A 25,441-nucleotide genomic window follows, 5' to 3' on the forward strand; every position below is an offset into this window, starting at 1 on the left:
TTTATATTAATATTTGATTTGCTAGTGTACTCCCCAATATGGAGGTTGAAAATCTATATTTGGAAGTCCATATAAAAGTCTTTCATTTTTCAGGTAGTCATGATTAGTAATAAAAAGATCTAGAAAATAATTTGTATAAATGGGAATAATTTACATAGTTTTGTGGCGATAAATAATTTTTTACCCTTAAAAGAACGAAGATATGTTTGTGAAATATACATCAGAACTAGCTTTAACAGCAAATGGATTTGCTGAAGCTTCTCTTCGTGCTTTATCTTTGCAATAATATTTTCTAAAATATATGATAAAAGCCCGAAGAAATTCGGGCTTTTTTATTTTCGCAAAATTGGGAAATCCTTGCGATTTCTAACCTCAATTTCATGATTTAATCTTGCCCGAATTGTCAAAAACTAATGCTGCAAAACATGCAGTTTTTTTTAAACAAAATTGATAATAATGGGAAGTAAACTTTCTGGGAAAGACCTTATTAAATTGGGATTTCCAAAAACAAATGCAATTAATATTGCTCTTGGACAGATAACACGCTATAGAAAACGTGAGAAAAAAGATCATATTTTAATTGAAGCAAAAGAGGTGTTATTAGATCCTCAAAAATTTTTAGGTCATGGTACATGGGGAAAAGTTGCAGAGGGGTTGGTAAAACCTGTCGATGTTAGGATGCAACAATTGAAAATTCATAGGGCTCCATTTACGATTTTTGGAGAAAATGAAATTGATGAATTGGCAAAAAGACAACTTTATGATGCTTTAAAGTTACCCATTTCCTATCAAGGTGCACTTATGCCAGATGCTCATGCAGGATATGGTTTACCAATTGGAGGAGTCTTGGCTACTGAAAATGCTGTTATACCGTATGCTGTTGGTGTTGATATTGGATGTAGAATGAGCCTGTCTATTTTTGACTTGCCAGCAAGTTATATCGTGGGGCGTAGTTTTCAACTGAAAAATATCCTTAAGGAAAATACAGCTTTTGGATTGAACGAAACACAAAAATCCAGAGTTGACCATGAGGTGTTTTCAAGATCTGAATTTCAAGATATACCTATTTTGAAATCTCTAAAGGACAAAGCCTATAAACAATTGGGTTCCTCTGGTGGAGGTAATCATTTTGTCGAATTTGGAATTGTTGAATTGTCTGAAACTAGAGAGGACTGGGGATTAGGTAAAGGATCCTATTTGGCAATCCTTTCACATTCTGGTTCTAGAGGATTCGGTGCTAATATTGCCAAACATTATAGTTATTTAGCAACAAAGCAGTGTCCATTACCAAAACACGTACAGCATCTAGCTTGGCTGGATTTGGATACCCATGACGGTCAAGAATATTGGTTGGCCATGAATTTAGCTGGTGATTATGCCAAAGCCTGTCATGACAATATTCATCAGAGATTGGCGAAAGCTTTAGGAAAGCGGCCAAAGATCACTATTGAGAATCATCATAATTTCGCATGGAAGGAAATAATGAATGGAAGGGAGTGCATTGTTCACCGCAAAGGTGCAACGCCAGCTTCGAAGGGTGTTTTAGGTATTATTCCTGGATCAATGACCGCTATGGGTTATATTGTTGAAGGAAAAGGAAATGCAGAGAGTCTGAATTCAGCATCCCATGGTGCCGGTAGAATCATGTCTCGAGGCGCTTGCAAAAATAACATCACTAGAAGTGAGATGACTCAGATTTTAGAGAACAACCATGTTGAATTAATTGGAGGCTCTGTCGATGAAGCACCCATGGCATACAAGAACATCGAGAAAATAATCGGATTACAGGCTGAATTAGTCCGTGTTTTGGGAACCTTTACACCAAAAATTGTAAGGATGGATAAATAATTAATATGGAACAGAATTTACAATTAAGTACAGGGAGAGGACCAAAAGAATGTTGTTTAGCCCTACAGCATGTATTCAATACATTGACATCCGAATGTATGGATAATGGAATAAGAGTTTTGGTATTAAAACAGGAAATGACAGGTGATTTACCAACTTCAATACTTTTAAAATTAGAAGGAGATAATTTATGTTCAATCCGAAATAGATGGTATGGAACAATACAATGGATATGTTCCAGCCCGTTTAGACCAAAACATCCAAGGAAAAATTGGTTTGTAGCTGTGCAATATTTAGATAATTCTCCTCATCAAGTGGAATTATCAGAATTAGATGTGGAGTTTCAAACCATGAGAAGTAGTGGGGCAGGGGGGCAACATGTTAATAAGGTCAGTTCAGCAGTGAGAGCGATCCATAAACCAACAGGGTTAACTGTACAAGTGATGGATAGCAGATCTCAACTCCAAAATAAACAAATTGCACTACAAAGGTTAAAGCATCAATTATTGGGAGAATTTGAAAAAGAAAAATCAAAATATCGAAAAAATAATTGGACGGAACTGGTTCATATTGATCGAGGCAACCCAACGTTGATTTTTGTCGGTGAAAAGTTTAAGGAGAAAATCTAAATTGGAAGGAGTGCTCGAAGGAGCACTTCTTATTTATGTAATTTAATCCATCATTAAAATATTATTGTTCATTTAAAATTGTCTTTTACGTACTATTTTTATGAAAGGACAGCACTAAACCCTTAATAATCTTTAATTATGATTCGAGAACTGATTGCCTTATCGTTGTTTCTAATTTCAAGTATTCAAATATATGGTCAGAATAAACAAGAAACTTTTTACCTAACTAACACTAGGTTGGATTTTAATTTAGAGGAAGGTACTTATTCTCTCGGTTTCGGAAATGGCTTAACAATGAAAGATCTATGTGCGACTATTGTTTTAGATCAATACGACACGTTAAACTCTATGCAATTTAATAAGCACTTTGTACAAGTAAAAGATTATTCCGACAAAATGGGTGAAGGGAAAATTATTACTTATCAGCATGAAGATGATAACGGGTTGATTTTAAAAAATAATTTCATTCAATACAAGAATGAAAATTTCATAATGATTCAATTAGAAGTTAGCCACATTAAAAACGAGGTTTTAGAATCGAATTATTTAAGTCCATTAAGCAGTAAAACCTTTCCTAACAGTAAGATTCAATTTGGATCTGAAAAGCCTATTCTTGTCGATTTTCCATTTGATAATGATAATTGGTTAGAATTACTTGCATTACCGTGGCCAAAAGACCATGAAAATCCAATTTATGGTGTTAGCCACGAAATTTTTATGATCTATGATCAAAATAGTATGAAGGGGTTTGTTTTAGGAAGTCTAGAACATGACTTTTGGAAAACGGGTATACAATACAAAACTGATTTTAAAAAAGGCGAGTTAAATGAATTTATTGTTTATTCAGGAGCTTCGAGACCTGATAATCCTAATCTACCTCCTAATTTCGGTGGTTTGGATGGCACCCATGACCTAATTGCACATGGTAAAATGAAATCCAGGGTTTTAAAATCTGCATTAATTTTTATCGATGCATCGAGCGATTTTAGAAAATCTGCCCAGCTATTTGGAAAGACTCAAAGTAAACATGTTGGAATTTTAAAATGGCATCATTCAACACCTTTTTATTGGAATAGTTTCCCAATAGAATCGGTGTTGGGACATGAAAGCATTATGATGCCAAAAGATGTTTATGCAATTGTAGATAGTCTTAAAAAATTTAAAAATTTGAATAAAATTGGACAGACCTATTTAAGTATAGACTCATATGATCAAAACATTTATTCCACTGAGGTATTAAAGAGAATAGGCGATTATGTAAGGAAAAATGGGCAAGAATTAGGTTTTTATGTAACTCCATTTTCCTTGTGGACCTGGTCCAATCAAATTCAAACTGCTAAATTATTAGGTACCGATGTTCCATTAAAAGAAGTTATCCTTAGAGATCATGGAGGAAAACCTATTCCATTTAAAAAAGGAGATTGGGGTGCATTTCCATTGGACCCTACTCATCCTGCGACAAAACAGTCCATGATATCTCAAATTATGAAAGCTAAAGCAATAGGTGCAAAACTTATTAAAGTAGATTTTGTAACAGCTGGCTCGTTAGAATCTTCATCTTGGTACAACCCTGAAGTAAGATCAGGTATGCATGCCTATGATTATGGGATGAAACTATTTAAGAATTTAGTCGATTCAATTATGGGTGATGATGTTTTTTTAACCCTAGCAATTTCTCCAATGTTCCCCCATCAATATGCACATACACGATTCGTATCTACGGATGTTCATTCTCACCTAAGAAATAGTCAGCCGGGTTTTACGCATTATGGAAGTACAGCATCGTCTATGATTACTGCTTCGCATATGGGTTGGATTCAGGGAACTTTATGGCCATATACGAATATGGATGCCATAGTTATGCGAAGATTTCAAAAAAATTTAGACCTTAAGGAATCTGAAATAAAAGCAAGAATAATTTCGCTTATAACTCTAGGTAGTATTTTAGGCGATGGAACAGATTTTAGGGATCAGCTTTCCAATGAAAGAGCTATAAAATATTTAAATAATGAAAGGATAACAGATTTTTTTAAAAATCCTCGCGCATTTGTGCCACTAAAGTTATCAGAAGGGATAAGTATGGACCAACAATTGACCTTCTATAGGTCAGGTGAAAAACTATTGTTAGCTGCATTGAACTTTCATGACAATAATGAGTTTGAAGCATCTTTTGATTTAAAAGAATTAGGTGTTTTTGGAAAAGACTTAACGGTTATTGATTGTTTCACAGGAGAAGAGGTTGCGAAAATCAATAAAATGGATAAAATATTTAAAATTAAAATTTCTGGAGGAGAATCTGTTCTTTTAGAGGTAAAATAGAAAAGAGGAAATTAATGTTTTCCTCTTTTCTAAATATATTAATATCCTGGATTCTGGTCGCTTTCGTTGATAGCGTCATTTTGTTTTATTTCAGATTCTGGGATTGGGTAACGATTATGAAACTCTTTTATATTTCCAGAAGCTTTTGCCCAAGGGTTTCTTTGAGAGACATACTTCAGCAAATTTCCAGTACGTATTAAATCCATTCGTCTCCAGCCTTCAAATCCTAATTCTCGTATCCTTTCATCCATTATTCGTTCTCTTAATTGGGATTGGGATGATCCTACCCATGTATATCCCGTTGGTATTTGGTTGTTGAAAGCTCTTTTTCTTACGGTTGTATTTAACAGGGTTATTGCTTCAGCGGTTCTATTCAATTCATTCAAACATTCGGCTTTAGATAAAATGATATCGGATAATCTTAAATAATAAATTAGACCTCCAGAATACCAAAAATTCTGTTTTCCTTGAGTTCTAATATCTTCAAATTTTTTGGTGTGAGGACCTAATTCATCCTGTTGTCCGGTCCATGTTACTTTAGGTTTTCTTCCATCAGGCAATGTGAAATCATAGCGAATACTAGCTAATTTGCGGCTATCTCCGGGTTCCCAAACTCCACCTTTATCAATATCATTTGCATAATAATCTGTAGGCATTATAAGGTCATATCCACCAAAATATGTGTTTCCGTCTAAATCCGCTACTGCACGAGATCCAGCATGGTGTTGCGCCATATTATTATCAGGACTTAGGTTTATAAATTGAAATGCATAAATGGATTCTGTACTATTCTGATTTAATGTTGTATTAAATAAATCCGCATAATTATCAAGTAATTTGTATTTCGGAATTACTTGATCAAAATAGGTTATTGCTTTTTCATAATTTCTAATACCGGTTGCAGCTGGGGCATATAGATAGACTTTCCCCAACAAAGCCAAAGCTGCTCCACGTGAAGGTACTTTTTTATCTGTTGGTGAATCTTCAAGATGTTCAGCTGCATATTCCAAATCTTGTATAACTAATTCAAATACATCTTTTTCAGGCTGTCTTGCCTCCCGCATATTTGACTGGTCAATTATTGGAATTGGTCCCCATAACATAACAAGCTCAAAATTTAGAGTTGCACGGATAAATCTTGCTTGTGCTTGCAAACCTGGAGTTTTTGCATAATATGCTGCCTTCGCAGCGGCAGTGATAACTGGCCAACGCTTACTCCATTGTTCTGCTAAGGATGTATTACTTGCATTTAACGCGTTACTATAAGTGTCTAATGATCCTTGAACATTGTTCTCAACTATTTGCTGCCCACCTTGTTTTGCTTCATCGGTTCCTAAAGTAAACATAAAACCGCCACGATCTTGTTTTGTATTCCTCCATTGAGTGTACAAACCTGAGATTAATAACTTAATATTTTCCTCGTCATCATATACTTGTTCTTCTGTTAACATGGTCTTTGGCAACTCATCTAATGAACAAGCATTTAGTGATAGTAATAATGCTAAGCAAATTGCTGATTTATATAATGGTTTTTTCATGATTGTATCTTATTAAATGGTTTATAGTCCTATGTTTAATCCAAAGACAAATGTCCTAGCTGTAGGATACCAATCCCCATTCTCAGGATCATATCCCTTATATTTTGTAATGTTAAATAGGTTATTTCCTGAAATATTAAATCTTAAACTTTTCAATCCTAAAGTTTCAATTGTATTTTGAGGTAATTGATAACCTAATGATAAAGTTGCCAACCTTAGAAATGATGAGTTTTGAACCCCCCATGAAGTTTCTCCAGAAGAGAATCGCTGAGCATTATCATAAGTTGCTCTTGGGAAATCTGTACTTGGGTTTTCTATTGTCCATCGGTTTAACATATCTTTATGCGCTGGACCATAGCCTGTACCCGACATTAGTCCTTCATAAAATCCGCTTAACGCTTTTCCACCATAACTGTATATGAATACCGCACTTAATGACACATTTTTATAATTTAGGTTCGTATTAAATCCACCGTAGAATTTTGGATCTTTTTTACCAATGATGATACGGTCATTCTCATCAATGACTCCAAATCCATCTTCACCTTCTTTTTGTTGATCTTTTGGGAGGATATCACCTGGTTGAAGTTTCTTACCTGGCAAAACTAAATTATTCACATAATCCATGTCAGATTGTTGAATAATACGGTCATATTCCCACATGTAAATTGTGTTTAAGGATTCTCCAATAAAATAGTTGCCTTCTCTTTGAATATCAGTTCCCGTAAATCCTCCAAAGTTATAAACGGCATCAACATCCCCGAATAGTTTTGTGATCTTATTTTTGTCCATCGAAAAGTTTGCGCCTAAATTCCAATTGAAATCATTGTTTTCTATTAGTTTTGCATTGACAGTTAATTCAACTCCGCGATTAGACATTTCTCCAATATTTACAATCGCATTTCTATAACCTGTTAATGTTGAAAGAGTTCGGCGCATCAATAAATTCGAGTTAACAATATCGAAGTATTCAGCAGTAATACTTAACCTATTGTTGAATGCAGCAAAGTCTACCCCAATATTTAACTGTTTTTGTTTTTCCCAGGTTAGGTCTGGAGTTCCTCTAGTACCAGTAGAATTGAAAACTACATTTCCCGACGTATAAGCTGGTGAATACAAACTATAAAAAGCATAATTAGGTATTCTCTGATTACCCACTTGTCCATAACCGACCCTAAATTTCAGGAGATCAATATTTTGCACATCTTTTAGAAAATCTTCTTTTGAGGCATCCCAGGCTAAGGCGATGGAAGGAAAAATCCCCCATCTATTTCCAGTTGCAAACTTTGACGATCCATCTGCCCTTGCAGTAATAGTTGCAAAATATTTACTGTTATAATTGTAGTTTGCTCTAGCTAAATAGGAAAGGATTTGAGAATTTGCAAAATCTGAACCCAATGCAAAATTTAACTTATCGTAGGCAGCGCCCAAATTATAATACCCAAAATCATCTATTGGAAAATCCCTCGCAGTAACATTTGTGTAATTATTGGAATATCTTGAATAATTAATCGCTGCCAATCCGTCGAAATTATGCAATCCTATTGATTTATTATACGTCAAGGAATTGTCCCATTGAATATTATTATAAGTGTCAAAATTATGACTTGCTTTGCCTTTATATGAATCACGTTTTGCTTGCTGAATGTCACTTGGGATATATTCGTAATATTTACCTTGAACTAGGTCTACAGAAAATGTTGATCTGAAATTTAATCCTTCAATAGGATTGATATTGATATAATTAGCTGAAAGGAGCTTATTTCTAAACCTATCCTTATTAATACGCATACTATTCAATGGGTTTTCAAGATTCACATCCCAATTATTGCCCCAAGCTAAATACAAAGAATCTGCACTAATTGGTAATAATGGATTTGCACCTTGTGCTACTGAAAAGACTTTTCCATCAACATAATCGTCCTTTGTAGATGTATATGATGAATTAGTCCCAACTTTTAACCAGGATTTTACCTGTCTTTCAGCATTTATTCTTCCTGAATAACGTTTATAATTGGAGGTTTTAATCAAACCTTGTTTGTCATTAATGGCAAAGCTCAAATAATAATTTGTTTTCTCATCACCACCAGAAAATGATAATGAGTGGTTGTGTTCAAGAGCCTTTCTAGTAACTGCATCTAGCCAATTATAACTGTTTCCATTTTTATAAGTTTCATTTTCATACGGAGCAAACCATAATTTCCCAGGACCAAAAAGTTCTTGATTAATAAAATCCTCTCTTGAAGCTCCAGGATTAGCATCGAAAAACTTTTTCCCTACTGTTTCAGAGTTTTCCAAGGCATCGATCCTTAATTCATACATATCCTTAGCCCTAAGGGTTAGGTCTGTATTTGCAAATTGCTGGAAACCAACCCAGCCGTCATAATTGATTTGGCCTTCACCACTCTGTCCTTTCTTTGTTGTAATTACGACAACACCTTGTGCACCTCTAGAACCGTAAAGAGCAGTTGAAGAAGCATCTTTTAAAACGGTAATAGAGGTAATATCATTAAGATTAACCATATTGAAATCAGACTCCATAACTACTCCGTCAACGACATAAATTGGAGAACCTCCAAATTGCATTGAGTTATTACCTCGGATTTTAATGGAGGCATCTCCGCCTGGTTGAGGATTCGTCTGGATAAACACACCAGCAGCTTTACCCTGAAGGGCATCATTGATATTTGTTACTGGCCTATCCTTTAACTTAGATTCATCCAGGGAAACTACGGCACCAGTCAAATCTCCTTTTTTCAATGCCGCTCCTACAACGACAATTTCTTCAATCTCTGAATCGTCAACCTTTATTGTAATATCTACACTACTGTTACCGTTCAAGGGGCGGCGAACTGTTGTAAATCCCAATTTGCTGAAAATTAAAGTCTCATGAGTACCAGCCTGTAAATTGAATTTCCCCTCTGAATCTGTTTTGGTTGCTTGGTTTCCATTAAGCACTTTAACAGTTACATTTTCTACAGGGATCCTGTCCTCATCATAGACAATCCCTGTGATTGTAGCATTGTTGTTCTGTTGAGCCTGTGTTTTCAAGTAAAATCCCAATAAAAAAATATGGGAGACTAAAACATAAATTGCTACTCTAAAATTAAATAGATTCTGCTTTTTCATTCCGTGAATGGTTTACTATTGGTTATAAAAAAAACTGTAAGCAATCTACTATGCTTACAGTTTTTATAAATAGAGGATATTGGGTTATAGATGGATTATTTAATTTTTACTTGTTCTAGGGATCCATTTACCATCACCTTCATATACTTTTTTGAAGGACAGTATAATTTGTAGCTTATTATTTTCCCGTTTTTCCATTCCATATCAATTGAGATATTTCCTTTTGCTTTTAATCCTTTGACCTTTCCATATATTTTCCAATCCTGCGGGATAGCTGGAAGAAGTTCAATGTTGTCTGGATTATTCTGCACTAACATTTCGGCAATTGCTGCTGCACCGCCAAAATTTCCATCAATCTGGAATGGAGGGCCAGCAGTAAACATGTTGGGATAGGTACCACCACCAGCACCATAATTGATATGAGTATCTTTGCGTGGAGTTAACAATTGCTTGAATAATTTATAGGCTCGCTCTGAATCATGTAATTTAGCCCAAAATATCATTTTGTAAGCAATTGCCCAGCTTGGCCCATCATCTCCACGAACATTTAAAGTCTTTTTAGATGCTTCAGCTATTTCTGGAGTTCCCATAACGCTAATTAGATTCGCAGGATATAGGCCATATAAATGAGAAATATGCCTATGTTGAGGGTCAACTTCTTTATATTCCTCTAACCATTCTAAAACTCTTCCATCAGATCCAATCTGAGCAATAGGAGGTAAGTTCTTGATTTTGTTGGATAAGGTATCTGCAAATGAATCTTCTAAATCTAATATTTTATTTGCAAAGATTACATTCACAAATAATTCTCTAATAATTTGATTATCCATAGTTGGCCCCATACTAACATTAGCATGTGTTCCATTTGGAAGGTAAAATGCATTTTCTGGAGATACGGATGGACTAGTTAGCAACCATTTCTTTTTTGGGTGCATAAATAATGATGAATTGTAGAATTGAGCAGCTCCTTTCAATATTGGATAGATTCTTTTAAGGTATTCAATATCTTGCGTATACTCAAAATGGGACCATAAGTTATTGCATAGCCAACCTGATCCAGCATTTGCAATTCCCCAAGACGCTGCTTCTCCAGGTTCTGTAAAGCCCCAAATATTGGTAATGACATGGGCTACCCAACCTGGTGCATTATAATAAGCTTTTGCTGTTTTTGATCCAGGAATCTGAAGTCCTTCAACAAGTTCCACTAAAGGAAGTTCAAGTTCACTTAAATTAGCTGCCCCTAAATGCCAATGGTTCATCTGCACATTTACATCCAAGTGGTAATCTCCATTCCAAGCTGTCTGAATTTGATTAGCCCAGAGTCCTTGAAGATTTGGCGGTAATAGTCCGATTCTAGTGCTTGAAATACTTAAATATCGGCCAAATTGAAAAAATAAGCTTGCCATACCAGGGTCTAATCCAGGATCCTGCTGAAACTTTTCCAACCTAATATCTGTTGGTACTTTATGATTTTGCTGGTTTCCAATTTGTAAATCCAATCTACCAAATAATGATCTATAATTTTTGATATGATTCGCTATTTCTTTATTCCAATTAGATTGAATTGCATTATTTAACTCTTCTTTACTTGTCTTTAAGTAATCAGCATCCTTAAAATTAGTGCCTGTTGTAAGGTATATGTTAACCTCGCTTGCATTTAAAATCTTGATACTGTTTTCTGTATATTCAATCTTTCCATCCTTTGTATTAACGGCCAACCTACTGATAAACTTCATTCCTTTCCCATCTATTCCGTTTTCTAATTGGCCTTCCATAATGAGGACATTGTTTTCCAAACTGATATGTGCTTTTTCTTCTCTAGTTAAGGTCAGTTCCAAAGAAATACTCTTTTTTTTACTGGCACTCAGCTTAATAAATCCAGCATCATGATGAAATGAGGTGAAATATTCTCTTTTATAGGTTATATTTCCTTTTGTAAATTGAACTTTAGAAATAGCATTGTTTAAATCTAATTCTCTTCTATATTCGCTTATTTTCTGATTTGGACCATAAAACTGCTTGATTAACAAATTGCCCATGGTCTGATAACAACCCCATTGAGGCCCGCCAGAACCTGGGCCCTTACAAATAAAATGTTGATTGATTAGCTCTTGAGCAATTTCATTTTTTCCCTCCAATATTAATTTTCGGATCTCTCCAAGGTATTTGTTGGCCTCATAATTATTGGCATCTTGAACTGATCCTGACCATAAGGTAATGTCATTCAATGTTATTTCATCCAAATCTACTCCAGAGGAAGGCATCATACCAATTTTTCCATTTCCCAAAGGAATATGCTCCTCCCATTGTTTTGCAGCAGATTGATACCACAATATCAAGTTAGGATCCTTTGCAATAGAAGCAATCGGAGAAAAAATAAACAGAATAATAAAATAAGGTAGTGTAAACTTCATGATTTGCATTTTACCAATTTAACATAGGTTCTTCATAGCCAATATCTGGAAGTTGAATATGGTAAACTCCAGCTATTTTATTGGGATTTTTTTCATCACGATTCGAAGTCGTAATAAATAATTCATTCATCTGCGGGCCGCCAAAAGTACATGAAGTAGGGTTGATAGCAGGAACAGATATACTTTCAATGATTTTGCCAATATTCAAATCAAAGACTAGGATCTGACTTCCACCCCAATTTGCAATGTATAATTTTCTGCTTTTAGATATACACATTCCATCAAGTGATCCAGGTCCATCAAACTGAAAAATAATCTTTTCATCGATAAACGAATTGTCCTTATATTGAAATTTCCTAACAGAGTTTACCTTGGAATCAATAAAATAAACAGAATTATCTTCGAATACAATCCCATTTGGAATTGTTACTGATTCTAAAATTGGATAAGCTCCATATTCTGAAATTTCATATAAACACGCATCAGGCAATAGGGGAGCATTGTCACCATTATTTAGATTGTTCATACTTCCTAATAGCCAAGTACCCCAAGGTGTTACCGCACCATCGTTGAACCTGAAATTTTCAGATTTCTCAGGTTGAATAATGAAAGTTTTCTTTCCAGTGCTAACATCAAATCTATATATTCCACTTTCTAAAGCTATTAGAAGATTATTTATAGTTCCTGTCAAAGCAACGCAACTTATAAATTCATCAAAATAAAAAACATCAATTTTATTATTTTCATATTGATGACAGAACAATGATTTGCTCAATATATCAACAAAATATAAAATACTAACCCTTGGATCCCAGATCGGTCCTTCTCCTAGATTAAGGGATTTATCATACAATATTTTCAGTTCCATGAATAATAATTTAGTTAATTGCTTTTAATTGAAGTACCACACTTCTTCTTCCATTATACAGCATTGGATTCAAACCTATTTTCATCAAGAAATCTCCGGAAAGAATTAGATTCTCATAGATTGGATTTCTTAATTCTTTAATAAAAATTTCACCAACTTGGTAATTTTTGTTTGGATCTAGGCCAAACCATTTAATTGGGTTAGGAGTATTTGATACTTGACTATATTCTGTTAAATAGTTAAACATGACTGCCTGTGATTTATCTTTTGAGATATAAGCTATACAGGCATGATTAAGTTCCCTTGGATTAGCGAGTCGATATTGATCACCATGCCATACAATATCCTTTATCAAATTATATTCTTGGACAGCAGACTTTGCATAATTAACTTCTTTTTGATTTAATTCTTCAAGATTTAAATCAAAACCCATTTTACCCATTGCAGCAACATCAATTTTAAATTTTAAATCTTGTTTTCCAACGGTTGTTACATGATTTGCTGATCCTATGGCAGGAAAAAACAGGGAGTTTTCATATTGCATAAATATTCTGTCCAAAGGATCCGTATTATCACTTGGCCAATATTCCGTAAAATAAGGCAAGGCGCCATAGTCTATACGTCCTCCGCCTCCAGAGCACAACATCATTGGTAAATCAGGATATTTTGCCCTGAATCGATCTAACACCTTATAGAGTCCTTTTGTATATTCTACATAAAAGTTGCCTTGATGGTTCAAAGTTTGTGAATGAGCATTGTAGATTACAGCATTACAATCCCATTTGATATAGGCTAATCCTGGGTTTTTGGAAAGTAAATTGTCCAAAATTGAATATACATATTCTTGAACATCAGGATTTGTTAAATCTAAAATTAATTGATTCCTAAAATAATATTCATCTCGATTTGGTTGTTTTACAACCCATTTTGGATGTTTTTCATAGAGTTCACTCTTGGGACTCACCATCTCTGGCTCAACCCAAATTCCAAATTTTACACCTACATCCTTAGCATCTTTAACAATGGAAATGATGCCGTTTGGTAATTTCAATTTGTTCTCTTCCCAGTCTCCAAGTGCAGAAGTGTCAGCATTTCGAGGATATTTATTCCCAAACCATCCATCATCTAACAAAAAGAGATCAACTCCTAATTCTTTAGTGTTTTCCAATAATTGATGAATCTTCTTTTCATCAAAATTGAAATAGGTACTTTCCCAATTATTTAATAGGGTATATCTTTCCCCCATACCATTAACTATTCTGTATTTCCTAGCCCAATTGTGATAATTGCGGCTTGCATCTCCTAATCCATGGAAGGATATAGTAAATGAGAATTTTGGTGTTATAAAATCTTCATTTGGTTTTAAAAAGTATTCCGAAGCATAATTGTTTATTCCTGCAATTATTCTAAGGTTTTGCTGAGGATCTTTTTCAAATTCAACCTTGAAGTTTCCACTATAGTCTAATCCCCCCAAAAGTACCGTTCCCTTGTTTTCTTCAATTTCGTTATTCAATCCTAGAGCAAAATATGATGACTGAAATAAATTGGTCCTTGTACCTAATTTGCTGTCCAATACCTTTATTCCATGGGTAAGTTTTTCATTTGAAGGTTGCATTTCTTGAAACCAGTCACCATGAAAACTTCTTAAATAAAACTGAGGGCTTTTTAAGCTTAAATTAGCGGAGGCAAATTTACTCAATTTGACAACGTTTTTTTCCTTATGACGTATAACTGACCATTGTTCAATCAAATTTTCCTCTATGCTTATTAAATAATGTAATTCTACTTCAAAAGGATAAATTTGGTCTTTTAACTTAACAATTGTCTCCTTTTGATTGGCATTTATCTGTTTTGTTTCGTGAGCTTGATACTTCAAATCAAGGGATTGATTGCCGTCTGAATGAATAACACTTATTGCAGGTTCTAAAAGGTTTCGTGTTCCTGATGCTGTGAAGGCTGATTGATACATATTCGTATAATCATGGCCTTGATTATATTGTTTGCTCATTGCCTTATATTCAGATGGATTACTTAATTTATTCCCAAAATAAATCATATTCACATCTTTATTTTCTTCAATACTCAGAACCAATGCCGTATTCTTCATTTCAAGGATAATCTCTTGCATTGTTTGAAGTTCCAATTGTTTCTGTTGACAAAATGAAGAAGCGCCAATGATAATTAGAATGAAGCTTAAAGTTAATTTTCTCATGTAGTTCTTAAATTGGTTGAATAAAATGAATTAGTAATTCTCAAATTCATAAGTAATATTATGAATATATTGATCTCCAGGCTTCAGTACTACTGAAGGGAAAATATCAATGTTCGGACTGTTTGGAGCATAATGAGGCTCACAGCAGATTCCTGAACAGGGTATTAAGCCTCCCTCTAAAAATTTTCCAAAATATACTTGTAAACTCGGATAGTCTGAACTAATTTTTAATTTTCTTCCTGTGTTTAAATCTGTCAATATTGCCTGTTCCTTAAATTTATGATCAGGTTGAAATATATAATTTGCATTAATAATCTGCTCTTTTTTTTCTGCAACCTTAGCCCCTTTACTCAAATCATAAACTTCTCTATGAACAAGTTTATCAAATGGCATAATCGGAATATGGTTTTCATCCATTGGACTGTATCGATCTGTCAATATTTGAATAAAATGACTATCTATGCTCTTTCTATTGTCCGATAAATTGAAATAACTGTGATTGGTTAAGTTTAAGATTGTTTCACGGTCCGTATTTGCAAGATAGGTTATTTTTAAAGTTTTGTAGTCGTCTAATTCATAAATTACATGAATATTAATGTTTCCAGGGTAACCCTCTTCTCCATCCTTACTTAAATAAGAAAATTCAATCCTTGTATCCGTTTGGTTTTCCAAGATCCACATTTTCTTATCTAATCCTTCAAAGCCACCATGCAAATGATTAATTCCATTTTCATTTTTGCTAAGCTGTACCTTTTCTTGTTTGATCTGAAATGAAGCCTCTGAAATTCGATTGGCATACCTTCCAATCGTACAACCTAAATAATTTTTATCATTCAAATAATCATTCAATTCTGGATAGTGCAGAACTGACTCAATAAGCTCTCCCGTTGATGATGGGACCAAAATACTGATGATTCGGCATCCATAATCTAATACCTTTACTTGCGTATTTGACTTATTTTTTAATAGAAAGCTTTTCATTCATAAAAAAATATAGTTTTTTTGAAATTTTTGTTTATAATTTAGATAGACTTAAGATGAGGAGTTTACCTGTTTTTTTCAAATTTACCGACAATAAAAACTAATTATGATAGAGTTATTCTCCATTTAGATGGATTATTTTCTTATAATAGCAGTTGCCAATGGACACTAAAACAAAACTTGAAGGATTTGAAGGAGAAATTAGAATTGTAGTTCCTCCAATTATTATTAAGGATAATTCACATTCTAAGTTTTTTGATTTATTCTACCTTACGGATATAGGATATTATCCAAAAGCTAAAAATCATTTTTGCAAACGCCCATCAGGTTGTGCGGAACATATTTTAATCCATTGTGTAGCTGGAAAAGGTGTCTTATTGATTGATGAGGAAGTAATAAATTTGGAGGCAAATCAGTATGTTGTTATACCAGCAAACACTTCCCACCTTTATCATGCTGATGCACTGAATCCCTGGACTATTTATTGGATGCATTTTTCTGGTTCTCAAAGTAATTTGATTGTCGATGAATTAATGAAGAGGGTTTTGAGCAGTCAAAATGTGGTTTCTTTTAATGGAGTCTTAAGTGAAAACTTTAACAGGTTCTGTAAACTCTTGCTTAAGGGATATAGTCGGGAGATTTTGGATTATATATCTCTAAATCTTTCTCATTTCTTTAGTGGGTATCTTTATCCCAATTTGTTTGAAGGAAAAGAAAAAAATGACGAAGATGTCATTGAAAAATCCATCAATTATCTAAAAAGTCAACTTCACAATAAGATTGTATTGGCGGATATTGCAAATTATGTAAATCTTTCTATATCTCATTTTAGCAAACTTTTTAAAAATAGAACTGGATATACCCCAATCGAATACTTAAATCATTTAAAGATTCAAAGAGCTTGTTATTTACTGCAATTTACTGATAGGCGCATTTCAGATATTTCATTCGAATTGGGAGTAGAGGATCAATATTATTTCTCACGTTTATTTAAAGATCATATGGGAATATCACCTAGCCTTTATCGTTCAAGCCTCAGTGAGTCATAAGAAAAAAATCCATTATTACCCTTTTATAGTACATTCCTAAAATAAGAATTGCAGGTATCTTAGCTTATGTAAAACCAAATTTATGATAAGCAACAAACATAGAAAAGTATTTCTTTACAGCCTAATAGCATCATTGGGAGGATTGCTATTTGGATTTGATATCGCAATATTTTCAGGTACAATCCCATTTATTACACCATTGTTTAATCTAAATCCTTCTGAATTAGGTTGGATTGCAAGCAGTTTATACGTCGGATGTATGATTGGCGCAATTTTGTTTGGAAAGATTACGGAATTATTAGGAAGAAAAAAATCTCTCCTTCTAGTTTCCATAATTTTCATTATTTCCTCAATATTAATGGGACTCGCAAATACATCAAATCAACTTGTGTTTTGGAGAATAGTAGCTGGTTTTAGTGTTGGAGGAGCATCTATATTATCACCTTTATATATAGCAGAAATTAGTCCTCTTCAAATTCGAGGAAAAATGGTTTCCATCAATCAATTAGCAATTGTTATCGGAATTCTTTTAGCTTACATGACCAATTATTTTTTAGCTCATTTAGAGAGTAATTGGCGTCTGATGTTCATGAGTGGATGTTTACCTGCAGGATTGTTTATAATTTTTGGATGGTTATTGCCGGAAAGTCCTAAATGGTTGATTTATAAAGGTGAATTAGAAAATGGATTGCAATCATTGATTAAGATCCTTGGTCCGGAAGATGCAATATTAGAACAACAAGATATTATTTCACGGAAAAAAGAACTTGAGAATAATTCCAAAGTGACATGGGCATCTATTTTTTCAAATCAAAATTATTTTATACTCATTATCATTGCAATTGTAATAGCCGTATTCCAACAAATTTCTGGAGCAAACGCTGTACTTTTTTATGCTCCAATAATTTTTGAAAAGGTTGGAATGAATGTCGAGAGCCAATTATTCATTCAAATATTGATTGGTTCGGTTAATTTGATTTTTACGCTTGTAGCTATCCGACTTGTTGATCAAGTTGGAAGAAAGAAATTAATGCTCATCGGAGCAGCTGTGATGTCAATCCTTCTCTTTTTAATTGGATTTTCTTTCGAAGGGGCTTTAATCCCTCAAGGACTGTTAAGTTTGCTCGTATTGCTTTTTATTGGAACATATGCTGCAACCTTAGCACCAGTTACCTGGGTCATTATTTCTGAGATATTTCCATTCCAGATTCGAGAAAAAGGAATGGCGATTGCCTCAGCAATGCTTTGGATTGCTTGTTTTGGAATTACATATATATTTCCAGTCATGCTTGAAGAACTGAGTACTTTTCAAACCTTTTTAACGTTTTCTATTCTTTGTGCTATATTTTTTGTTTTCCTGTTCGTTGTGGTGAAGGAAACAAAACATAATAAACTTTAACCAAAAAATGATTTGTTTAATACTATGGAAGATTTTAAAGATAAAATCGTAATTGTAACAGGTGCGGGAAACGGTATAGGAAAAGGAATCTCAGAACAATTTGCAAGACGAGGTGCTCAGGTTGTTCTAGCCACTTACCTAGATTCTGAAGGATTACAAGTTGAAAAGGAATTTATAGATAAAGGGCTTAAAGCCAAATATATTCAAACCGATGTACGTAGTGAAGAGAGTATATCAAACATGGTCGATGAAACCTTCAATACTTTTAAAAGAATAGATGTGTTAATTAATAACGCGGGTGTTACGATTTTTAAACCCATGGTTGATGTGAGTTCTGAAGATTGGGATCTTGTAATAGATACGGATTTAAAAGGTGTTTTTTTCTGTTCAAAATATGTTGCCAAGAAAATGATCGCGAATGAAAATTCAGGGTCAATAATTAGCATCTCCTCAAATCATGCCTATCGTACATTACCAGATACAGAAATGTATGCCGCAGCAAAAGGCGCAGTCATTTCAATGAGTAGGAGTATGGCACACAGTTTAGGAAGGTACGGTATTCGGGTGAATACTGTTTCTCCGGGTTTTACTGATACCCACCATTATCAAAAATGGCTTATGGCTAAGGAGGATCCGGCTCAGGTGGAGAAAGATGTTTATGCATTACATGCTACTGGGACGATTAGTACCCCCGAGGACATTGCTAATCTCGTTTGTTTCTTGGCCAGCGATCAAGCAAGAAATATTACAGCATCAGATCATTTGATTGATGCGGGGCTAACAGCTAGATTGTATCATTCAGATAAATTCTAATATGAAAATTGTCAATTTTAAACTCTACAAAGTTCCACCAAGATGGTTGTTCTTAAAAATAGAAACCGATGAAGGTATTTTTGGATGGGGAGAACCTGTAATAGAGGGTAGGGCAGATACAGTTTCAGCGGCTGTTACTGAACTCATGGAAAATTTGATCGGAAAAGATTCTGCAAGAATAGAAGACCATTGGAATATGATGTATCGTTCTGGGTTTTATCGTGGAGGACCGATATTGATGAGTGCAATTTCGGGAATAGACCAAGCATTATGGGATATTAAAGGCAAAAGTTTAAATCAACCTATCCATTCCCTTCTAGGCGGTAAATGTCGCGACAGTATTGATGTCTATTCTTGGGTAGGCGGAGATGAACCAAAAATATTGATCGAGGAGGTCAATAAAGTAGTTGAGAAAGGCTTTCATACGATTAAAATTAACGGAACAGGCAGATTAAAGTATCTTGACTCATTTAAAGAAGTAGACAATCTGCTAGAACGGATGGATTTATTGAAATCTAATTTTGGTTCTTCTTTACGCATAGGAATTGATTTTCATGGTCGTGTTCACAAGCCAATGGCTAAAATTCTACTCAAAAAACTCGAAGAATATAACCCGTTATTTGTTGAGGAACCTTTATTGTCGGAAAATATGGAGGGTATTGCTGAGTTGGGGAGGAATTCTTCTATTCCTATTGCATTAGGAGAACGTTTATATTCCAGATGGGATTTTAAAAAGGTTTTTGAGAGTAGAGCTGCAGATATTATACAACCAGACTTATCTCATGCTGGGGGAATTACAGAATGCAAAAAAATTGCAGCAATGGCAGAAGCCTACGATATTACAGTTGCGCCACATTGCCCACTAGGACCAATCGCATTGGCTGCATGTTTACAGGTTGATGCCATTTCTTATAATTGCGTGTTGCAGGAACAAAGTTTAGGGATTCATTATAATAAATCAAATGATCTGTTAGACTATATCAAAAATCCTGAAATTTTTAATTATTCAAATGGGTTGGTGAGTATTCCTGAAGGGCCAGGTTTAGGCATTGACGTAAATGAAGAATATGTTATCGAAATGAGCAAAATTGGTCATAATTGGCATAACCCAATATGGAGACACAATGATGGTTCAATTGCAGAATGGTAAATGAAATATGATAAGATTTATTGAAAAATTAAATGCCGGCCAAAGTGTAATTGGTCCATTTTCAAAAACCTCTGATCCTTCTATGATTGAAGCGATGGGATTTGCGGGATTTGATTTTATTATTATAGACCTTGAACATGGTCCTAATAGCATATTAAATGCTCAAAACTTAGTGAGAGCGGCTCAGATTGCTGGTGCTTTCCCTATTATTAGAGTGGCTGAAAATGGAGCAACACATATCGGTAAGGCATTGGATATTGGAGCTCTCGGCGTTCAAGTTCCTCAGATTACCAATGCTGAGGAGGCAAGACTTGCTGTTGAATATGCTAAGTTTGGACCTATAGGTATGAGGGGAGTGTGTCGATTTGTACGTGCTGCCGAATTCTCTAACAAAGACCGCTTTGAATATTTTGCTGATGCTAATCAAAGTTTCCTAATCCTTCAATTAGAAGGGGTTGAAGCAATTAATAATTTGGAGGAAATTATTGATGTTGACCATGTTAATATTATCTTCTTAGGTCCATATGATCTCTCTCAGGCTATGGGAGTTCCTGGACAAATCAATCACCCTTCTGTAATCGAAAAGATTGAATATATAGTTTCCAAATGCAAAGCAAAGGGAAAGAAAACTGGAATATTTACAGATAATTTACCCGATGCGAAAAGATGGAAATCCTTGGGCATTGATTATATCTCATTCTCTGTAGATGTTGGTATTATTCAGGATGCTTCCAAATATATAATAGCTCAAATTTCTCAAGAATAAGCATTATTAAAAACCCATTTTATAATGGCATAATAGTATAGTGAAAATACATATGTATAAACATATTGAAATTTACTCTTTGATATGTAGATACAATAAGTTATTATTGTGTTGTAAACCAGTCAATCAATATTTAAAAGGTTCAACAGAAAGATATGTTCGAAATTTCAAATGCTATGGGAAGCACTTCAATAAAAAGGGGAACGAAGCAACCGGAAATGCCTTCGAAAATTAGTGTAACCCAAAGAGATGGATATAGTATTTACCCATTCTTCCAAATAGAATCAGGATTGATTCATGGGGGATATTCTTCACTCGTAGAATGGATAGTAGCAAATAAAACAGTCAATGTAGATGGCTATCTGGGCGTAAATTGGGATGGCATAAAAGCTGAATTAGTTGAAGAGTTCGAGAAACGTTCAATTCAAGTAAATTGGATAGACACGGATCAATTTTTAAAATCGGAAGTTGAAATTAATTCAATGGTATCGCCATTTATGGGTTCCGATGATTCTGTTTGGGGGAAAGTTTGTGATTTATCGCTTAGAGATTTTTATCGAATTGAAGATCTTGAAACTGTTTTAGCTGATGAAAACTCAGAGATAAATATTGTTTGGGGGGTAGGGGCAGGATATGTTAAGGGGATTAAGTCTACAATATATATTGATATTCCGAAAAATGAACTTTTATTTAGGGTAAGAGGAGGATCAGTCTTTAATCTTGGTTCCAGTCAATCGTTAAATGTAATGACAACCTATAAACGATTATATTTCGTTGATTGGATTGTTCTAAATAAGCGTAAAAAGGAATTATTACCTGATATAGATTTATTTGCAGATTCACAATGGACAAATACAATAAATTGGATTTCGGGGGATGATTTACGTATTGCCCTAGCTAGATTGAGTAAATCCACTTTTCGTCCAAGACCATGGTTTGACCCAGGAGTTTGGGGAGGACAGCTAATGAAAGAACATTTCCAAGAATTGGCACAGGATGAAATAAATTACGCGTGGTCATTTGAGATTATAGCGCCTGAAAACGGAATTGTATTAGAAAGTAACGGTTTCCTGCTGGAAATCACTTTTGATACCTTGATGTTCCTTGAATCTAAGAATGTATTGGGAAAAGGATATGATCGTTTTGAAGATTATTTTCCGATTCGATTTGATTTTCTAGACACTTTTGATGGAGGAAACCTCTCTGTACAGTGCCATCCATCATTAAATTATATCCAAGAAAAATTCGGAGAGAAGTTTACGCAAGATGAAACCTATTATATCATGGACTGTAAGGAAGATGCCAAGGTCTATCTTGGATTTCAGGAAGGCGTACAACCTCAGGAATTCAGAAAAGCACTTGTTGAAAGTGTTAAAAATGAACAAGAGATTGAAATAACGGATTTTGTTCAAGAATGGGATAGTGAAAAACATAAGCTTTTTTTAATCCCTAATCAAACTGTCCATAGTTCAGGTAAGAATAACTTTGTTTTAGAGATTTCTGCCACCCCCTATATTTTTACTTTTAAGATGTATGATTGGTTACAACGTGATCAAAATGGTAAGCCGAGGCCTATCAATATTGAGCATGGGTTTAATAATCTTGATTTCTCAAGGCAAGGGTCACGGGTGCAAAAGGAGTTTATTTCTAAACCTTATGTTTCTGAGAAGTTGGATGGAGCTGAGATTATTCATTATCCAACACATGAAATCCATTATTATGACATTCATCGTTTTGATATTGAATCAATCATTCAGGTCAAAACTAATAATCAAGCTCATGTTTTGATGCTTGTGGAAGGTTCGTTAATTGAAGTAAAGGATAACCAAGGAATTAAACAGATTTTTCATTATGCTGAGACATTTATTATTCCTGCTGCAGCGGAAGGCTACAGCATTAGAAATCTAGGAAAAGAAACTGCAAGAGTAATTGTCTCATATTTGAAATAAGGATAAACCAATTCTAATAATTATGAAAAGTACACTTTATCTTCTCTTTTCAAGTGCATTACTCTTTGGATGTCAACAATTGGCATCAGCACAGGATGCTGTAATTTGGGAATTGGGCAAACCTAATGGTTCAAGTGAGGAATTCTTTTTGAGCCCTTCTGGATATAAGGATTTCCTCGCCCATGATTTTGGATATGAAGATAATTATTTCATCATTGGCCAAAATAATCTGAAGCAAGAGTTTCCATATATCCTTCCAGGACCAGCTAATGGTTGGGGTGGAACAGGTGGAACATCAGGTATAAGAACACATTTTCTGAATCTGTACTACCAACTTTCAGAGATTGATAAAAATGGGAAATATTCCTTAGAACTAGATTTCGTGAATTCAGAATCTAAAGCTCGACCCCTGATTCAGATTGGAATAAATGGTAAATTATTTAATTATGATTTGGTTAAGGGGACAGGGTTATCAGAACCTAAAGCAGGTCAGGTTGCTAAGGAAAATGTTATCATTCCAATTGATGCTGAACTGTTAAGAAATGGTTTTAATCAGATTACTATAACCAGCTTAAAAGGAGGTTGGGTCGAGTTTGACTCCTTTAAATTATTGGGCTCTCCAAAAACAAAATTAAAGACTGATTACACTTCGATTGTAAAAGAAATAAAACCTTCAGATTTTGAATATCAAAGCGAGGCTGGCAAAAATCAACATATTTTGGTTGAGTTATTAAGGCTTCAAAACCATCAAGATATTAAGATTTTGGTTGATGGTAAAAGGGCATATCAAAAAAGGCTGAATAAAGGGCTCTCCAAAATTGAAGTTCCAGTTCAAGCCGTTAAAAAGGATACTAAAAGCGAAGTTGAAATTTTCGTAAACAATACCTTAGTAAAGAAATCTGAGGTTGTTCGAGGACCAAAACCATTAGGCTCAGCATCTACCTATGTAAATACCATGATTGGTGCGGCTCATTCTCGTTGGATGATCGCACCAGGACCATGGATGCCATTTAGCATGGTGAAAATCAGTCCTGACAACCAGAATACGGGTTGGCAAGCGGGCTATGAACCCTCAATCGAATCCATTGGAACATTTAGTCATATCCATGAGTGGACAATGGCTGGATTGGGAACATTTCCTACCACTGGACCTTTAAAAACAGTTGTTGGAGATCAGTATGATCCTGATTCTGGATATCGCTCCAGGATTGATAAAACAACAGAAAGAGCTCCACTTGGTTCCTATCATGTGCATCTAACGGATTATAACATTGATGTCGACTTAACACAAACAACAAGGGCGAGCTTTCAACGGTATACTTTCAAATCCTCAGACATTGGAAGAGTATTGATTGATTTAAAAGTAAATGCCGAGTATCCATATAGGATTTTGAATTACCAATTGAAGAAAGTTTCCGACAATAAAATTATTGGATATTCAGATCAGCTTTCGGAAAATGTTTGGTCAACCGATGCCAAGCAGGATTATATTGTACATTTTGTGATTGAATTTGACCAACCTATTAAGAATTTTGGGACTTGGGAAGGTGATCAAGTTAAAAAGGATCAGGATGCAGAAGGAAAGGATGTCACTGGAGCGGGCATGTATGTTGAATTTGATACCAAAAAGAATAATTCTGTTCAATTGCGTACTGGAATCTCATATGTTAGTGTCAAGAATGCTGAAGAGAATCTTAGAAAGGAAATTTCTGAGCCCTTTGGATGGTCTTTTGAAAAAGTTCGATCAAACCAATTGCAAACCTGGGATGAGTTATTGCACCGTTTGGAGGTAAAATCAGACGATTATTTAGAGAAAGAGAAATTCTATTCCAATATGTATCGATCGCTTAGCCGTAATACATTCAGCGATGTAAATGGAGAATGGCGAGATTCCCAGGAGAAAATTCACAAATTTTCGGATCCGAACGACTTAGCCTTGGGCTGTGATGCTTTTTGGAATACCTTCTGGAATCTTAACCAATTTTGGAATTTAGTAACTCCGGAATGGTCCAGTAAATGGGTGAAATCTCAATTGGCGATGTACGATGCTGATGGTTGGCTTGCAAAAGGTCCAGCAGGGATGGAATATATTCCTGTTATGGTTGCTGAACATGAAATTCCGTTGATTGTATCAGCCTATCAGATGGGGATCCGTGATTATAATGTCGAAAAAGCTTTCGAAGCCGTAAAAAAAATGCAGACAACTAGTCCTTCGAAATTCGAAGGTGGCTTTGCTGGAAATAGAGATTTAGATGTTTATTTAAAATAAAGTTTCAGTAAAAATACATCAAAGATTAATAACAGGGAAAACGGTTGTAAATAAAGGCTTTACAATCGTTTTTTGATTTTTTGGTAATGAGGTAAAAAGCAGGAAAAA

General features: G+C 34.6%; 16 protein-coding genes. 10 read left to right on the forward strand and 6 right to left on the reverse strand.

All coding sequences use genetic code 11. The features are described 5' to 3' along the window. Positions 1 to 456 precede the first annotated feature (456 nt). From E0Y80_RS11275 to E0Y80_RS11285, 3 genes are all read left to right on the forward strand, one after another. The gene (locus tag E0Y80_RS11275) at positions 457 to 1,848 is read left to right on the forward strand and encodes an RtcB family protein (RefSeq protein ID WP_156307765.1); all 1,392 of its coding nucleotides are present in this window, start codon (positions 457 to 459) and stop codon (positions 1,846 to 1,848) included. A gap of 5 nt (positions 1,849 to 1,853) precedes the next feature. Next, positions 1,854 to 2,477, forward strand: a complete 624-nt coding sequence (gene prfH, locus E0Y80_RS11280) for a peptide chain release factor H (RefSeq protein WP_156307766.1) — start codon at positions 1,854 to 1,856, stop codon at positions 2,475 to 2,477. 138 nt (positions 2,478 to 2,615) lie between these two features. Continuing rightward, a complete protein-coding gene (locus E0Y80_RS11285) occupies positions 2,616 to 4,796 on the forward strand; it encodes an alpha-galactosidase (protein WP_156307767.1) in 2,181 nt (726 codons plus the stop codon). Between the two features lie 38 nt (positions 4,797 to 4,834). On the opposite strand, the gene E0Y80_RS11290 is transcribed toward E0Y80_RS11285, so the two are convergent. The 6 genes from E0Y80_RS11290 to E0Y80_RS11315 all read right to left on the reverse strand — a co-directional run bounded on the left by E0Y80_RS11290 (position 4,835) and on the right by E0Y80_RS11315 (position 15,938). Beyond that, entirely contained in the window at positions 4,835 to 6,334 is a 1,500-nt protein-coding gene (locus tag E0Y80_RS11290) for a RagB/SusD family nutrient uptake outer membrane protein (protein ID WP_156307768.1), read from the reverse strand. A gap of 21 nt (positions 6,335 to 6,355) precedes the next feature. After that, positions 6,356 to 9,463, reverse strand: a complete 3,108-nt coding sequence (locus E0Y80_RS11295) for a SusC/RagA family TonB-linked outer membrane protein (RefSeq protein ID WP_156307769.1) — start codon at positions 9,461 to 9,463, stop codon at positions 6,356 to 6,358. A gap of 95 nt (positions 9,464 to 9,558) precedes the next feature. Next, on the reverse strand, positions 9,559 to 11,877 hold the full coding sequence (locus tag E0Y80_RS11300) for a glycoside hydrolase family 95 protein (RefSeq protein WP_197091564.1): 2,319 nt from the start codon (positions 11,875 to 11,877) through the stop codon (positions 9,559 to 9,561). A gap of 10 nt (positions 11,878 to 11,887) precedes the next feature. After that, the gene (locus tag E0Y80_RS11305; protein ID WP_156307771.1) at positions 11,888 to 12,745 is read right to left on the reverse strand and encodes an SMP-30/gluconolactonase/LRE family protein; all 858 of its coding nucleotides are present in this window, start codon (positions 12,743 to 12,745) and stop codon (positions 11,888 to 11,890) included. Positions 12,746 to 12,755: 10 nt separating this feature from the next. Beyond that, complete coding sequence (locus E0Y80_RS11310; protein WP_156307772.1) at positions 12,756 to 14,957, reverse strand: alpha-galactosidase; 2,202 nt, start codon at positions 14,955 to 14,957, stop codon at positions 12,756 to 12,758. A gap of 30 nt (positions 14,958 to 14,987) precedes the next feature. Further along, positions 14,988 to 15,938, reverse strand: coding sequence for an aldose epimerase family protein (locus E0Y80_RS11315; RefSeq protein ID WP_156307773.1), 951 nt, complete (start codon positions 15,936 to 15,938; stop codon positions 14,988 to 14,990). A gap of 161 nt (positions 15,939 to 16,099) precedes the next feature. Here E0Y80_RS11315 and E0Y80_RS11320 point away from each other — a divergent pair, with 161 nt between their 5' ends. The 7 genes from E0Y80_RS11320 to E0Y80_RS11350 all read left to right on the forward strand — a co-directional run bounded on the left by E0Y80_RS11320 (position 16,100) and on the right by E0Y80_RS11350 (position 25,333). Then, positions 16,100 to 16,987 (forward strand): AraC family transcriptional regulator, encoded by an 888-nt coding sequence (locus E0Y80_RS11320; protein WP_156307774.1) that lies wholly within the window; start codon positions 16,100 to 16,102, stop codon positions 16,985 to 16,987. Positions 16,988 to 17,069: 82 nt separating this feature from the next. Beyond that, entirely contained in the window at positions 17,070 to 18,386 is a 1,317-nt protein-coding gene (locus E0Y80_RS11325; RefSeq protein WP_156307775.1) for a sugar porter family MFS transporter, read from the forward strand. Between the two features lie 24 nt (positions 18,387 to 18,410). Next, positions 18,411 to 19,199 carry an SDR family NAD(P)-dependent oxidoreductase gene (locus tag E0Y80_RS11330; RefSeq protein ID WP_156307776.1) on the forward strand — a complete coding sequence of 263 codons (789 nt, stop codon included), beginning with the start codon at positions 18,411 to 18,413 and terminating at the stop codon, positions 19,197 to 19,199. A 1-nt stretch (position 19,200) separates the two neighbouring features. Then, positions 19,201 to 20,349 carry a galactonate dehydratase gene (gene dgoD, locus E0Y80_RS11335; protein WP_156307777.1) on the forward strand — a complete coding sequence of 383 codons (1,149 nt, stop codon included), beginning with the start codon at positions 19,201 to 19,203 and terminating at the stop codon, positions 20,347 to 20,349. Positions 20,350 to 20,356: 7 nt separating this feature from the next. Further along, on the forward strand, positions 20,357 to 21,115 hold the full coding sequence (locus E0Y80_RS11340) for an HpcH/HpaI aldolase family protein (RefSeq protein WP_156307778.1): 759 nt from the start codon (positions 20,357 to 20,359) through the stop codon (positions 21,113 to 21,115). A 155-nt stretch (positions 21,116 to 21,270) separates the two neighbouring features. After that, entirely contained in the window at positions 21,271 to 23,064 is a 1,794-nt protein-coding gene (locus E0Y80_RS11345) for a class I mannose-6-phosphate isomerase (protein ID WP_231596023.1), read from the forward strand. A 22-nt stretch (positions 23,065 to 23,086) separates the two neighbouring features. Continuing rightward, a complete protein-coding gene (locus E0Y80_RS11350) occupies positions 23,087 to 25,333 on the forward strand; it encodes a glycoside hydrolase domain-containing protein (protein ID WP_156307779.1) in 2,247 nt (748 codons plus the stop codon). Positions 25,334 to 25,441: the final 108 nt, after the last annotated feature.

This window comes from Sphingobacterium endophyticum (genome assembly GCF_009733535.1).
Classification (GTDB): Bacteria; Bacteroidota; Bacteroidia; order Sphingobacteriales; family Sphingobacteriaceae; genus Sphingobacterium; species Sphingobacterium endophyticum.

Excerpts from the sequence above, each read along its gene's own strand:
- E0Y80_RS11330 (WP_156307776.1), top strand. The coding sequence starts at position 18,411 with ATGGAAGATTTTAAAGATAAAATCGTAATTGTAACAGGTGCGGGAAAC.
- dgoD (WP_156307777.1), top strand. The coding sequence starts at position 19,201 with ATGAAAATTGTCAATTTTAAACTCTACAAAGTTCCACCAAGATGGTTG.
- E0Y80_RS11295 (WP_156307769.1), bottom strand. The coding sequence starts at position 9,463 with ATGAAAAAGCAGAATCTATTTAATTTTAGAGTAGCAATTTATGTTTTA.
- E0Y80_RS11290 (WP_156307768.1), bottom strand. The coding sequence starts at position 6,334 with ATGAAAAAACCATTATATAAATCAGCAATTTGCTTAGCATTATTACTA.
- E0Y80_RS11300 (WP_197091564.1), bottom strand. The coding sequence starts at position 11,877 with ATGAAGTTTACACTACCTTATTTTATTATTCTGTTTATTTTTTCTCCG.
- E0Y80_RS11350 (WP_156307779.1), top strand. The coding sequence starts at position 23,087 with ATGAAAAGTACACTTTATCTTCTCTTTTCAAGTGCATTACTCTTTGGA.
- E0Y80_RS11315 (WP_156307773.1), bottom strand. The coding sequence starts at position 15,938 with ATGAAAAGCTTTCTATTAAAAAATAAGTCAAATACGCAAGTAAAGGTA.
- E0Y80_RS11305 (WP_156307771.1), bottom strand. The coding sequence starts at position 12,745 with ATGGAACTGAAAATATTGTATGATAAATCCCTTAATCTAGGAGAAGGA.
- E0Y80_RS11285 (WP_156307767.1), top strand. The coding sequence starts at position 2,616 with ATGATTCGAGAACTGATTGCCTTATCGTTGTTTCTAATTTCAAGTATT.
- E0Y80_RS11275 (WP_156307765.1), top strand. The coding sequence starts at position 457 with ATGGGAAGTAAACTTTCTGGGAAAGACCTTATTAAATTGGGATTTCCA.
- E0Y80_RS11320 (WP_156307774.1), top strand. The coding sequence starts at position 16,100 with ATGGACACTAAAACAAAACTTGAAGGATTTGAAGGAGAAATTAGAATT.
- E0Y80_RS11325 (WP_156307775.1), top strand. The coding sequence starts at position 17,070 with ATGATAAGCAACAAACATAGAAAAGTATTTCTTTACAGCCTAATAGCA.
- E0Y80_RS11345 (WP_231596023.1), top strand. The coding sequence starts at position 21,271 with ATGTTCGAAATTTCAAATGCTATGGGAAGCACTTCAATAAAAAGGGGA.
- E0Y80_RS11310 (WP_156307772.1), bottom strand. The coding sequence starts at position 14,957 with ATGAGAAAATTAACTTTAAGCTTCATTCTAATTATCATTGGCGCTTCT.
- prfH (WP_156307766.1), top strand. The coding sequence starts at position 1,854 with ATGGAACAGAATTTACAATTAAGTACAGGGAGAGGACCAAAAGAATGT.
- E0Y80_RS11340 (WP_156307778.1), top strand. The coding sequence starts at position 20,357 with ATGATAAGATTTATTGAAAAATTAAATGCCGGCCAAAGTGTAATTGGT.